Below are 13,004 nucleotides of genomic sequence, written 5' to 3' on the forward strand. Positions count from 1 at the left end.
ATGACATGAAAACTTTAATTACAACAACTGTAACTGCTATTGCTCTAGGCTTAGGTGCTACTTCTATATCAGCAAACGATTTCTCAGATGACTTAGATGGTGTGAGATCAAGCATTGCTGCAATTGAAAGGCAATTAGATTCTATGGATGTTAATTATAACAAAACTGAAATAAATACAGGCCTAAATAGAACACAAGAACTTCGCGCTTTAGAAGCTAAATATGATTCGTTACAAGCCATTTTTCAAAATAACCATGTAGAAAACTAATATGGGCTGCTTAAGGAAAGCTAAGTTTATTCATTAAACTTAGCTTCTTTGGTTTTGTTTTTCTACTCACTTTTCTAAAAAATCTTCCTCTCCTATCTGTTGTTAATTTTCCTATCTGTTATTAAAATTATTATGTTTTCAAATTATTTTTAAGAGGTGTTATTCTAATAAGTGTTCACATTTTTTTAAAAAAATGTAAATACAGTGGAAGCTAATTTGATTTACATATTTAATTGAAAGTTAGGTATATAATTAATTTAAACGTTGAACTTATTGGAGAAAATAGAAATGAATTTTTATAAACTAGGTCTTTTAAGTCTTGCACTCGTGACTTTCATGTCTAGTGGTGTGCAAGCTAAATCAAATCCTGATAAAGAGATGTATGATCTTAGGGTTGATATTAGTGTAATGGAAAAGAAGCTACATACATTAGGTGTAGATATTAATATTAATGAAGTTCCAAACTATGGTTCTCAATACTTACAAGACCAAGCATTAAGGTCCCAATATACTAAACTTCAAAAAATGATGGAGAAATTTGATTAGTTATATAATACTAGTGATTGGCTTAAATTCAGAGATTTACTTTAAAAACAAGAGCTTATGTTAAGAGTAGACACTTACTTTGAAGAGCAGGTTAAAGGAAATTATACTTTTGCCAATTGATTAAAGCCATATTTGTTAAATACAGCTTTATCAATCATAAGTTATTGCCAGCCATTAGTTAGTAAAACTAACAGATAGGACTACGAGCTTTTTCCTTAACTCATTTAACATAAGTACCGCCAACAAAATGGCAGAGAGATAGGTTAATGTTTCAGGTAGTAGTTGATGTTCCATGCCTACAAGTGGGACCACACTAAAACCATAGTTTTGCACTAAATAGTTAACGAGCGTTCCAAAAAATAAAGCGCCGCCTAAAACCCCCGTTAAGTAGCCAATCAAAGACCTAGAGCCTAACTCCTTATAGACAACACCTAACGTTGCTATATTTGTTGCAGGTCCAGCCATCATGAAAACCAAAACTGCACCTGGGGAAATGCCACTAAGTAGTAATGCAGCAGCAATGGGAGTTGAAGCAGTTGCACATATATACATGGGAATAGAAATGACAACCATGATTAACATGGCCAGAATGCCACTCCCCCAAGTTTGTAAAAAGCTCGCTGGCAAATAGGTTTGAATCAAAGCTGCAAAAAATAATCCTATCATTAGCCAGACGCTGATATCTTTTACAAGGTTTGTACTTGAGAAGGTTAACCCTGAAATAAGTTTTTGCTTGAAACTTATTTTTGTTTCTTGAGTTTCACTTCCACAGCAAGTATCAGCTTGAGTTGTTTGTTTATCACTAGCTGAGTTAACTAAAGTATTCGTACTCTCGCTTTTTACTGCATCATTTTTAATTTTTGTTGAACAGCAAGATGATGTTTCAAGGCTTTCTTTTTTTGAATTTGTTAGCTGCTTTGTTTCACCGCAGCTAATTTCGTCACTTTTCTTAGAAGAACAACATGAGGTCATACTCGTAGTTGAGTTTGTTGTGTCTAGGTTATTCTTCCTTTCTTCTTTGTCTGCGCCTACTAGTAAACCTGCCACTATGGCGCTAGAAATAGCCGCTATCGGTCTTACGATAGCCATAAAGGGCCCTAACATAGCGTATGAAACGGAAATTGAATCTATACCTGTTTCTGGGGTAGAGACTAGAAATGATGTGGTGGCAGATTTAGATGCACCAGCACGTCTTAAGCCAACTGCCGCTGGAATTACGCCACAGGAGCATAAAGGTAACGGGGCACCAAAAAGAGCGGCTTTAAAAATTGGTTTGCTGCCCGTGCCTCCAAGTTGTTTCTGCATCCAACTCATGGGGACGAAACTATTTAGGATGCCTGCTAGAATAAGTCCAAGTAATAACCAAGGGGCTGAGTCTAAAAATAGTTCGAGGAAGTTTTCAACTAATAACATGATGTATCCTTTTGCTGCTTTTTAAGCAATAAAATCCAGTTTAATGCTCTTTTTTTGGTGTTTTGTTGTTTGCTAATGCTTCTAATATTGTGCAATGAAGGGCACTTTCGGCTCCACCACAACAAGCATCAGATAAACTTTTTAGTGAGTTTTCAAGGCGTTCTAATTCAGCGAGTTTTTCTCTTACTTGAGCAAGTTTGTCGTCAACCAGCTGTTTAGCGTCGCCACAGGTCCGATTAGACTTATCTAGGTTTATAGATAATAAGTCAGCAATTTCTTTCAAGCTAAAACCCACCGACTTAGATGTTAGAATGAACTCTAGGCGGCTTTTGTCTGATTCTGTATAAAGACGATAACCAGCATGGGATCTTTGAGATGCTTGAAATAATCCATTTTTTTCATAAAACCGTAATGTATCTGTGCTGATTTGACATAACTCAGCTAGTTCACCAATTTTAAACATAGTGATGGCTCCATAATTTTGATGATGAGTTAAGTATAAACCCTAGACTAAGATCTAAGGTCAAGGCTTTGAATGAAATATAAAAGGCTAGCTTGATAGCACTGGGTAATGCGGTTTTTGAGATGTTTTGTTTAGGGCCTTAAAGCTGTTAATTTTTCACTTTGTCTTGAATCATTTGGCTAATTGAGGCTATTTTTATTGAATTTAATGAATCGAGAAAAGCTGAAATTGACAAGCTACCATGGCCTAGATAAGGTCACTGTTTAGATACGGTAAAAGCCGTGTGAATTATTACTTTTTGGTTTGCTTTATGACGTCTCTTCCCCATCTTGAATTCCCTTTTACCGCAGTTGCCGGCCAAGAAAACTTCAAGCTTGCTCTTACGCTTGCAGCAATAAACCCTTTATTAGGCGGTGTACTGGTTAGCGGGCCAAGAGGGAGTGCAAAGTCAACACTCGCACGTGGGTTAGCTCATGTATTACCTGATTTAGAAGCCCCTTTTGCAACCTTGCCTTTAGGGGCAAGTGAAGAAAGATTATTAGGGACGCTTGACCTAGATAAGGTTTTAAAAAGCAAAGAAGTGGCTTTTCACCCTGGTCTATTAAGTAAGGCTCATGGTGGTGTGCTATATGTAGATGAGGTCAACTTATTAGCAGACAATCTTGTCGATCAACTTCTAGATGTCGCAGCAAGCGGAGTGAACAGGGTTGAACGTGACGGTATAAGTCACGAACATGCGGCTAAATTTATACTGGTTGGTACTATGAATCCTGATGAAGGTGAATTAAGACCCCAGCTACAAGACAGGTTTGGTCTTATGGTCGAGCTTGCTAATAACTACAGTTTGGATGAAAGAGTTCAGATTGTTAAATTAAGAGATGAGTTTGATCAAAACGCACAAGCTTTCTGTGACAAATATAGAGTGAAACAGAAAAACCTTAGACAAAGTATTGAAATTGCTCAGCAAAAGTTACCAGATATTGAATGCAGTGATGAAATGCGTCTATTAATCGCCAAAGCTTGCTTTCAAGCAAATGTGGATGGTGTGAGAGCCGATATTGTCTGGTTAAGAGCGGCTATGGCATATACAGCATGGCGAGGTGGAAAGGCTGTTACTCGTGCAGATTTAGACATGGTAGCAGAATTAGTATTAGCCCATAGAAGGCAAGCTGGGTCGTCTTTGCCGCCAACTTCGGGTAACTCGTCAAATCATCAAGGAAACCAAAACCCTAATCAGACGCAAGCTCAAAGCAATGCTAGACGACCTGAAAGCTCACGATCTAAAACTTCTCATAACTCAGTTGAACAAGGTCATCAAGGGCAAGTAGATAGCGGAGATGGGAGCAGTACTCAGACTGATGATGACGATTGGGGCAGCATGCCAGCTCAATCACAAACTCTAGATCATAGCGTTCATTTTGAATCACAATCAGGAACACAAATTAAGAAAAATTTGACGACGTCTTTAACGGAACAAAGCTTCTCTATTAGTAAAGGGGAAAGCACTCAGGGAAGAAGTCAAAATAAAAGTAAAATAGGTAAGGCTGTGGATTGGCATAAAACAATTACTCAATCTACCAATGATCAAGGCTTACAATGGCCACCAGTAAAACTGCATAGACATAATGAAAAAACAGGCCAAGGCATATTGCATCTAATTTTACTCGACTGCTCGGCTTCAATGTTAGGCCATGCTGTTTTTGGAAAAGCAAAAGGCGCCATTTTAGATATTGCTCATCAGGCCTATTTAAAGCGCGAGCAAATTTCCATGTTTATCTTTGGTAATAATGAAGTAAAGCAGGTGCAGGCGAAAGTAAGAGCCCCCAAAGATATGAGTGAGCTTTTGAATAATATCGAAGCTGGAGGAGGGACACCCTTTCGAGATGGTTTATTGCAAGTTGCTTCTTGGCTAGCTCGCTATTATAAGCAATCTCCAACGAGTTACAGTCATACTTATATTTTTACTGATGGACGTACTCAAGCCGATGTCATCGATATCGAGTTAAAGGGTCATTGTAGCCTTATTGATATCGAATCTAGCGTAATTAAAAGGGGTAAAGCACAGCAGCTTGCCCATGCAATAAATGCTGAATATTTTACAATTTAAGTGAATAAGCGTCATTATCAAGACAGGCTTATAGCGACTACTAAACATATTTTGGGATGGTTTGAGTGAGTAACCAAGTTAAAGAGAGTATTTCTTGTCCTGCATTATTTTTATCTGCACCTGCATCTAATCAAGGTAAAACAACCATTACAGCAGCACTTGCAAGGTACTTTTCCAAGCAAGGTAAAAGAGTGCATGTGTTTAAAACTGGGCCGGATTATTTGGACCCTCAAATCTTAGCTCAGGCATCAGGTATAGCGGTCGAGCAGCTTGATATTTGGATGGCGGGAGATGCTTATTGCCAGCACAAGTTTTATGAAGCAGCTCAGGTTGCAAACCTTATTTTAGTTGAAGGGGCCATGGGCATGTTTGATGGTGAACCATCAAGTGCAGACTTAGCTGCTCGCTTTAATATACCACTTGCTATCGTGATGGATGTAAAAGGTATGGCACAAACTGCAGCGGCTCTTGCATCAGGTATGGCAAACTTTCGTGATGATATTAAAGTCGCGGGTTTAATTGCAAACCGTTGTGGTAGCGAGCGACACGCTCAGCTAATAAGAGATGCCTTACCAGAAAACCTTCCTTTACTTGCTAGTTTAAAGCGTGATGAAAATATTGTTTTACCTGAGCGTCATCTTGGTTTAGTGCAAGCCAATGAGGTGCAGGAAGAGCTTGAACAACGTTTCGAAGCAGCGGTCGACTGGCTGATGCAATCAAATGATAATCGGCTTTTAGAATTACCTGAGTCTGTTACCTTTTTTCCTGCTGAGTTAGAAACTAATGAGGAACACCTAGGACTATTAAAGGGAAAAACGATAGCGGTGGCCTCTGATGCAGCTTTTAGCTTTATTTATGATGCCAACTTAAAATGTTTAACCGAGATGGGCGCTGAAATATGCTTTTTCTCGCCATTAAAAGATAAGGTCCTACCAGAAGCTGATGCTCTCTGGTTACCGGGTGGTTACCCTGAATTACATACCCAAGCTTTGGCAGAAAATCAGGCGATCAAGAAAGAGATTCAAAACTTCTTTGCTCTGGGAAAAGGCATTTTAGCTGAATGTGGTGGCTTACTTTATAGTTTAGAAACCCTGACTGATTTAAATAATCATACCTATCCTATGCTAGGTATTTTAGCCGGTGACGGTGCCATGAGAGGTAAACGAGGTTGCCAAGGAATGCAAACAGCCATTTTACCGAGCGGCGAGGTGAGAGCTCATGCCCATCACAGATCTCGTAGTGAAAATACGCCAGAACCTATTAGCTTTGGTCGTCGTCAAAGACATCCTGCGCCAGGTGAAGCTGTGTATCAAGTGCAAGGTCTAGTCGCTAGTTATTTACACTTATTTTTCCCTTCAAATCCTGTGGCTGTTGCTGCGATTTTTAATCGAGCTTAATACTATATGTGGCCAGAAAGCAGCGAAAAGGTTCAAGCCTTACGAACAGGGTTAACAACAGGCTGTTGTGCAACAGCTTGTTGTGTCGCTGCTGCTCAAGCTTTATTGGTGAAACCAGATAACCTCGCCCGTAAAGTAGAAGTAAATTTACCCAAGGGTCAAATCGTTAGCCTAGATATACTCGCTTACCAAGTGGTGAATGATGCGATGAGAGTCAGCACAATCAAAGATGCTGGGGATGATCCCGACGCGACCCATGGCGCAACTATTTTTGTCGAACTGACGCTACTGCATAAAAAAGGCGTTACCTTTTTGGCCGGAGAAGGGGTTGGGACGGTTACCAAAACAGGCCTGGTGTTGGCGATAGGGGAGCCAGCTATAAACCCTGTACCAAGAAAAATGATGCAGGAGCATTTACAAACCTTGGCTGAAGAGTTGGGCTATCAAGGTGGTTTCCAAGTAAAAGTAGGCGTTGAGAACGGTGAGCAAATCGCGCTTAAAACCATGAATCCTAGGCTAGGCATATTGGGCGGCTTATCCATTTTAGGTACGACTGGCATTGTTAGGCCTTTTTCTTGTGCTGCCTATATCGCTTCTATTCATCAAGGGATTGATGTAGCAAGAGCCAATGGTTTTACTCACCTTGCCGCGACAACAGGTAATGCCAGTGAAGCGGCGATTAAAGCGCATTATCAGTTAGATGAAACCGCATTAATCGAAATGGGCGATTTTGTTGGTGCACTTTTAAAGCATATTCGTAAGTTGGAAAAGGCGAATAAAAGTTTAACCAAGCTGAGCATTTGCGGTGGTTTTGGTAAATTGACTAAACTTGCCAACGGTCATATGGATTTGAATAGTCGAGTATCAAGTATTGATTTTGAGCAGCTTGCACAAATAGCGACTGACCAAGGGGCAACTCAAGCATTACTGACCAAAATTAAAAGTGCTAACACCAGTATTGAGGCTTTAACGCTATGTAATGACGCTGATATTGATCTAGCTCTTTTTGTGTGTGAAAAAGCACTTACTTTTTGTCGACATTATATTCCATATCATATTGAGCTTGAGGTATGGGCTATTAACCGTAAAGGAGAGTTTGTTGCCAGAGCACAAGAGGACGCAAGATTATGACGGTACTTTTATTAGGTGGCACAGCGGATGCTCGTAGGCTTTGTGATCGATTAATCACACTAAATGTAGATGTGATTTATAGCATTGCGGGCCTTGTTAGAACTCCCGACCTTGATTGCCAGATTCTAATCGGTGGCTTTAGTCAGATTGGTGGATTAACCCAGTATGTTAAAGAAAATGGGATAGAGCTAATTTTAGATGTTACTCACCCTTATGCTCAAAAGATGAGTAACCAAGCAGTAGTTTCTGCAAAAGAAGCTGAGGTACCAGTATGGCGTTTTCACCGACCTGCTTGGGTGGCGACAGATAAAGATGATTGGCATTTTTATCGAAACTTTGATGAATTAGTTACCCTTCTTAAAGGGTATTCTGCACCTCTTTTGAGTGCTGGGCAATTTCGCTTAGATGAGCTAGCGCGCCTACATACAGGTGATAAATTGCTCAAACTCGTTTGGCGAACTGCTGTAGTTCCCAAATCTGATTACGGAAAACTGACAAAAGTGCATTGGGTAAAGGCAATTGGACCCTTTTTGTATCAAGATGAAAAAATATTGATTCAAACGCATGATATTGATGTTATTGTAAGTAAAAATAGCGGTGGTAGTTCGACATCGGCAAAATTACAAGTCGCTCAGGATCTGGGTCTAAAAGTACTAATCTTGGAACGCCCAAAATTATCAGAACCAAATCGAGTGTTTGACTCATTAATCGAGTGCGCTGGTGCTATTATGCGGAATCAATAAAAACCTCGCTAAAATTGCTGCTAAATACGGACAATCTTTTGAAATTTGAATACGAGTTAAATCCTCAAACTATCGAAAAAAACAGCTTTCTACAAATTAGAGAACTGACTCAATTAGATAAATTTAATCTAGATGAGCAGCAAGTTGTTATGCGAATTGTACATAGTATGGGGTTACCAGAAGCAGCATCTCAGGTTAGGTTTAGTTTGAATGCCTGTACTGCTGGTCGTGATGCATTAGGGTTAAATGCAAATATTCTATGTGATGTAGAAATGGTTAAGCAGGGGATTACTAAGCGAATGGTAAATAAAGAGCCCATGTGCTTTTTAAACCATGAACAAACACCTGCTTTAGCTAAACAAAAAGGTGAAACTCGTTCCATGGCTGCATTAGAGTTATGGAGACCTTATTTAGCCGGCAGTGTAGTTGTCATTGGGAACGCTCCTACCGCTTTATATCGATTAATGGAAATGATCAAACAAGGTGCTGACAAGCCAGCCCTTATTATTGCTATGCCAGTAGGTTTTGTTGGGGCTGCAGAGTCGAAACAAGCCTTGTGGGATTGCCACAAAGAAATAGGGGTTGAATGTATTACTTTGCTTTCTCGCATTGGAGGAAGTGCGGTATCGTCAGCCAGTTGTAATGCTTTATTAAGATGTAATATTGGTGAGTACTACTAGCATCTTGTATCGAAATTAATGTTAGTGCGTATTTGCAACGGAGTGAAAAGTGCCAGAATTAACCTTATCTGAATTAGATTCTACAAGATCGACAATGAATGAATTGTTGATACATGTGGTGGGATTAGGCGTAAAAGAAAACGTTAAGCTCGATCAAGAAACACAAGATATTTTGAACCAAGCCGATTGTGTTATGGGGTCAGAACGTCAGTTAGAAACCGTAGCCGCTTATTTAGAAACGAGTGAAAATAGCCAAGTGGATGGTTATCGCCAGCTTTTACCTCCTATTAAGGCACTCAAAGCAAAGTTCGAAACCTTCAAGCAAGAAAGCAAGCATAATATTGTTGTTTTAGCGTCCGGAGACCCATTGTTTTTTGGGATTGGCGGGTGGTTAAGTCGTCACTTTGAGGCTAAGCAGTTACGCTTCACCCCCGCTGTTTCTAGCGTTCAGGCAGCATGTCATAAACTGGGTATATCATTACAAGATGCGAGTATTGTCAGTGTTCACGGAAGACCTGTCGAAACCATAAGACGTCATTTACAAGCAAATAAAACCCTAGTTTTATTAACTGACTCCAGCAGCACGCCTCAGGTATTAGCAAAAGAGTGTATTGATGCGGGTCTTTCTCAGTCAAAGTTACATATTTGCGAAGCGATTGGTTATCAACAAGAAAAGCTCAGCCACTTTATCGCTGAAGATCTCGTTGAGCTTAAGTCGCTTGTGTTTGATTCATTAAATGTTGTTGTTGTAGAAACCTCGAATCAAACCAGCTTTTTCCCAGAATTTCCAGGCATTGAAGATGAGAAATACATTACAGATAAAGGTGATGGCAAAGGCATGATCACCAAGCGTGATGTCCGCTTATCTATTCTCTCGTTACTGCAAATTTGTGATACAGATGTAGTTTGGGATGTTGGTGCCGGTTGCGGTGGTGTCGCAATTGAAATGAGTTATTGGCACGAAAAAGCCCATATTCACGCAATAGAGCATCACCTGGGTAGACAAGAATGTTTATCTGCTAACCGTACTCGTTTTGGGGTCATGAATAATCTTTCTCTTGTGTCTGGAAGAGCGCCAGAGTCCTTACTGACCTTGCCTAAACCTAATAAGGTATTCATAGGAGGCAGTGATGGTAATTTAGATTCGATTCTTTCTCATGCTTGGCAATCACTTGATTCTAATGGGGTATTAGTCGCTAGTGCTGTGACTGAAAATACCAAACTAGCCCTGCAACAATTCTTCCAAGCAAGGTTAGACGCCGCAGATGCAGAAACTGAATCGAAACAAGTCTCACAATCAAAATTAGATTTACTTGCTGGTCAGCAAGTTTATCGTCCGAGTTTACCTGTGACACTGTTTAGATTTAAAAAACTAAACTAGTCTTATTCCCTATTAATCCATTACCTCTAGTTTTTTATAAAGAACTAGAGGTGAACAATTCTCTGTGGTGCTTTATGCCTTCTGCATTTACTTCTGCCAGTATTCAAAACTCTCGAATAGGTCTATCTAAAGGACGTTTTATAGGAGTAGGAGTAGGACCTGGAGATCCAGAGCTTATTACGTTAAAGGCACTAAGGTTAATTAAATCGGCACCTGTGATTAGCTATCTAGCCAATGACAAAGGGCAATCTCAGGCATTAATGATTGCCAGTGAAGCTTTTGACTCTGATTGTCGTGAGCAAAAACATATTGGCATTCAAATGCCTATGTCGATTGATAGAGGTCTAGCAAATAAGGCCTATGATGAGGGCGCAAGCTCAATTAAGTCTCAGTTAGAAATGGGCTTAGATGTGGTTTTTTTATGTGAAGGCGACCCTCTCTTTTTCGGTTCTTTTGCATACTTACTAGATAGATTGAATACTGAATTTGAGTGCCTTTCTGTACCTGGTATTTCGTCTGTACATGCAGCATCTTCTGCTTTAGCTAACCCTTTAACTATGTTGAAAGAGTCCTTTACGATTGTGAGTGGGCGTCATACCCAAGCACAACTGGAAGCTGCTCTTACCCAGAATGATACCGTTGTTATAATGAAAGCTGGGCGCGCAAGAGCAAAAATTTTAGCAGCATTAGAGCAAACAAAGCGTGTCAACGAAGCGCAATACCTTGAATATATTGGGCGTGAAAATCAGAAAATAGTGGAAAATATTACCCATTTACAAGACGAGTCGGGACCTTATTTTTCGCTATTTCTTGTAACTCGAAGTGATGAAAGTAGGCATAAGGATAGCTATTCATGATTCAAATTTTTGCTTTGACTGAACTAGGTTTATGCCTAGCAAAAAAGCTAGAACAAGTTCTACCTAGTGATGAAATTTGCATAAATTATAAGCCCAGTCCTTTTTCTGAAACAGTTCAAGAGGCTTTCAAACAAGGGGATAAGCTTATCTTTATCTGCGCTACAGGTATTGTTATGCGTACCTTGGCGCCAGTGTTGGAAAGTAAGTATCAAGATCCGCCAGTGCTTGTTCTTGATGAAATGGGCGACTTTGTTATCCCACTCCTTTCTGGTCATGAAGGTGGAGCAAATGATTGGGCTTATCAGGTCTCTTCTTTGATTCGTGCTCAGTTAGTGATTACGACTGCATCTCCCTATTTAAGGCCTGTATATAGCATTGGTATGGGGTGTGAGAGGAATTGTGCGTTAGTCTATCTTGAAGAGCTAATGCATGAGAGCTTGTTAAACGCAGGACTTTCTATTGAACAAATTGATAGTTTTCACAGTATTGATATTAAAGCAGATGAAGTGAATTTAATTGCCTTAGCCAAAAAATATAATAAGCCTTTTAGAACATGGAGCATTGATGAACTAAGCCCTATGAAGCGCTTATTAAGTACACATTCTGACTATATATTTAACACAGTTGGAGTTTATGGTGTGGCTGAATCTGCATGTCTTGTCGGCTGTCAAAAGATTACCAATACAGAACCAGAACTAGTCTTACCCAAGCATAAAAATGCAAAGGCAACCTGTGCAATCGCAAGAAGCTTTCCCGCCAAAGAGGCATAATTTGATAAAGAGTGAAAATGAGTATGTCTAAATTTGCTTTTACCCAGCTCGAAAAAGATAAATTAATCCCTAAGTTAAAGCAGCATATGTCAACAGAGTTTGAATTAGATCTTGGCGGTTTTGAAGCAGAATTTTTATTAGATTTTATTGCTAAGGAGTTTGGATCTAGTTTTTACAATAAGGGGCTTCAAGACGCTCAAGCAGTTGTGCTTGAGCGAATGGAAGTCATCAACGAAGAGATCTATGCATTAGAGAAATAGCAGGTTATCTGATAGTCAGCTACTTCTCCTTATGGCCAGCTTTTAAAGTTGGCTTAGATCTGCATAGACTAAATAATCGACAATTTTGTCATCTTCTAGCTTTAAAATAGTGGCAAAATTCGCACTCGTCTTTGTTTGATCTAATCGAATATAACTTACTTCACCATGGCAGATGAGTCCGCCTTCGATCTGCCAAATATTGTCTAACCTATGTTGCATACTTTGAATGCTAGTAAAGAAGGCTTTGTTTGCTTCTAGTACAGCGACCTTGCCTTGTGTGCTAGGAAAGTTTGCGAGTTTAAAGTTAACTTGATCAGCGAGAAATGGAGAGAGCTTATCTAGACTTTTTTCATCAACTGCCTGATATAAATGCTTAATAAATTGATTTGCTTGCATGTGAGTATCTCCTGATACTTATGTATTTAATTTGATATTGAAGTCTTTAAGGCTTTAGCTTTAACAGATTTAACCGCTTTTAAGCGCTTGCGACTCGAGTAATGCTAGATGTTTCACCACCGTATAAATTTCTCTGTGCGTCTTGATCTGATAAGTACTCGATGAACTCAAATTCAAACCCCGCTGGGTCAATAAAATATAAAGTTTTACGATAGGGATGGTCGGCGCCAATCGTCGCAATTTCATAGCCCTTATCCTTCAGACGCTGAGCAATTTCTTCAAGTTCTGTTACCTCAAAGCCAATGTGAGCTAGACCCATATCATGGCTTTTTAAATTACGGTTTTCTGATGTGCCACCATCATTTAGGGTGATGTAGTTTTCCTGAGTACCCACATGGCACCAACGACGAAAAACGCCATACCATTCACTTTTACCTTCTCCTCTAATTTCCCATTCAGGAAAGGCTGTTAGAAGAAAAGAGCAACTAGCTTCTATGTCTTTTACCACCAAATTTACATGTTCTAAACGGATCATATTTCTCTCCTTACATGAGTTAGTAGGTAAAGCTTAGTGCTAGGGCGATTGTTTGA

Annotated in this window: 15 protein-coding genes; 11 read left to right on the forward strand and 4 right to left on the reverse strand. The window is 39.6% G+C overall.

The genetic code is table 11. The features are described 5' to 3' along the window. The first annotated feature begins 5 nt into the window (after window positions 1-5). Both Q0A08_RS21600 and Q0A08_RS21605 read left to right on the forward strand, forming a co-directional pair. Window positions 6-269 (forward strand): hypothetical protein, encoded by a 264-nt coding sequence (locus Q0A08_RS21600; protein WP_438463569.1) that lies wholly within the window; start codon window positions 6-8, stop codon window positions 267-269. A gap of 288 nt (window positions 270-557) precedes the next feature. Beyond that, complete coding sequence (locus tag Q0A08_RS21605) at window positions 558-815, forward strand: hypothetical protein (protein WP_438463570.1); 258 nt, start codon at window positions 558-560, stop codon at window positions 813-815. 174 nt (window positions 816-989) lie between these two features. Here Q0A08_RS21605 and Q0A08_RS21610 read toward each other — a convergent pair whose 3' ends face one another. Then, window positions 990-2,228, reverse strand: coding sequence for an SO_0444 family Cu/Zn efflux transporter (locus Q0A08_RS21610; protein WP_438463571.1), 1,239 nt, complete (start codon window positions 2,226-2,228; stop codon window positions 990-992). 40 nt (window positions 2,229-2,268) lie between these two features. After that, the gene (gene zntR / locus Q0A08_RS21615) at window positions 2,269-2,691 is read right to left on the reverse strand and encodes a Zn(2+)-responsive transcriptional regulator (RefSeq protein WP_438463572.1); all 423 of its coding nucleotides are present in this window, start codon (window positions 2,689-2,691) and stop codon (window positions 2,269-2,271) included. Window positions 2,692-3,001: 310 nt separating this feature from the next. On the opposite strand from zntR, the gene Q0A08_RS21620 reads away from it, so the two are divergent. From Q0A08_RS21620 to Q0A08_RS21660, 9 genes are all read left to right on the forward strand, one after another. Next, window positions 3,002-4,798 carry an ATP-binding protein gene (locus Q0A08_RS21620; protein WP_438463573.1) on the forward strand — a complete coding sequence of 599 codons (1,797 nt, stop codon included), beginning with the start codon at window positions 3,002-3,004 and terminating at the stop codon, window positions 4,796-4,798. 65 nt (window positions 4,799-4,863) lie between these two features. Beyond that, window positions 4,864-6,195 carry a cobyrinate a,c-diamide synthase gene (locus Q0A08_RS21625; protein ID WP_438463574.1) on the forward strand — a complete coding sequence of 444 codons (1,332 nt, stop codon included), beginning with the start codon at window positions 4,864-4,866 and terminating at the stop codon, window positions 6,193-6,195. Between the two features lie 6 nt (window positions 6,196-6,201). Then, on the forward strand, window positions 6,202-7,326 hold the full coding sequence (locus Q0A08_RS21630) for a cobalt-precorrin-5B (C(1))-methyltransferase (RefSeq protein WP_438463575.1): 1,125 nt from the start codon (window positions 6,202-6,204) through the stop codon (window positions 7,324-7,326). Beyond that, a complete protein-coding gene (locus tag Q0A08_RS21635) occupies window positions 7,323-8,069 on the forward strand; it encodes a precorrin-6A/cobalt-precorrin-6A reductase (protein ID WP_438463576.1) in 747 nt (248 codons plus the stop codon). Before Q0A08_RS21630 ends, Q0A08_RS21635 begins: the two co-directional genes overlap by 4 nt. 38 nt (window positions 8,070-8,107) lie before the next feature. Then, window positions 8,108-8,749, forward strand: coding sequence for a precorrin-8X methylmutase (locus tag Q0A08_RS21640; protein ID WP_438463577.1), 642 nt, complete (start codon window positions 8,108-8,110; stop codon window positions 8,747-8,749). Window positions 8,750-8,798: 49 nt separating this feature from the next. Next, a complete protein-coding gene (gene cbiE, locus Q0A08_RS21645) occupies window positions 8,799-10,130 on the forward strand; it encodes a precorrin-6y C5,15-methyltransferase (decarboxylating) subunit CbiE (protein ID WP_438463578.1) in 1,332 nt (443 codons plus the stop codon). A gap of 50 nt (window positions 10,131-10,180) precedes the next feature. Then, window positions 10,181-10,987, forward strand: coding sequence for a precorrin-2 C(20)-methyltransferase (gene cobI, locus Q0A08_RS21650; RefSeq protein WP_438463579.1), 807 nt, complete (start codon window positions 10,181-10,183; stop codon window positions 10,985-10,987). After that, window positions 10,984-11,757: a cobalamin biosynthesis protein gene (locus tag Q0A08_RS21655; RefSeq protein WP_438463580.1), complete on the forward strand. Its 774-nt coding sequence runs from the start codon at window positions 10,984-10,986 to the stop codon at window positions 11,755-11,757. The genes cobI and Q0A08_RS21655 overlap by 4 nt, the downstream gene beginning before the upstream one ends. Before the next feature lie 17 nt (window positions 11,758-11,774). Next, on the forward strand, window positions 11,775-12,017 hold the full coding sequence (locus Q0A08_RS21660; RefSeq protein WP_438463581.1) for a DUF2164 domain-containing protein: 243 nt from the start codon (window positions 11,775-11,777) through the stop codon (window positions 12,015-12,017). Between the two features lie 42 nt (window positions 12,018-12,059). Here Q0A08_RS21660 and Q0A08_RS21665 read toward each other — a convergent pair whose 3' ends face one another. After that, window positions 12,060-12,413 carry a nuclear transport factor 2 family protein gene (locus Q0A08_RS21665; protein ID WP_438463582.1) on the reverse strand — a complete coding sequence of 118 codons (354 nt, stop codon included), beginning with the start codon at window positions 12,411-12,413 and terminating at the stop codon, window positions 12,060-12,062. Between the two features lie 79 nt (window positions 12,414-12,492). Then, window positions 12,493-12,948, reverse strand: a complete 456-nt coding sequence (locus Q0A08_RS21670) for a VOC family protein (RefSeq protein WP_438463583.1) — start codon at window positions 12,946-12,948, stop codon at window positions 12,493-12,495. Window positions 12,949-13,004: the final 56 nt, after the last annotated feature.

The sequence above is a fragment of the Marinomonas sp. PE14-40 genome, from assembly GCF_051623805.1.
In the GTDB taxonomy this organism is placed as follows: Bacteria; Pseudomonadota; Gammaproteobacteria; order Pseudomonadales; family Marinomonadaceae; genus Marinomonas.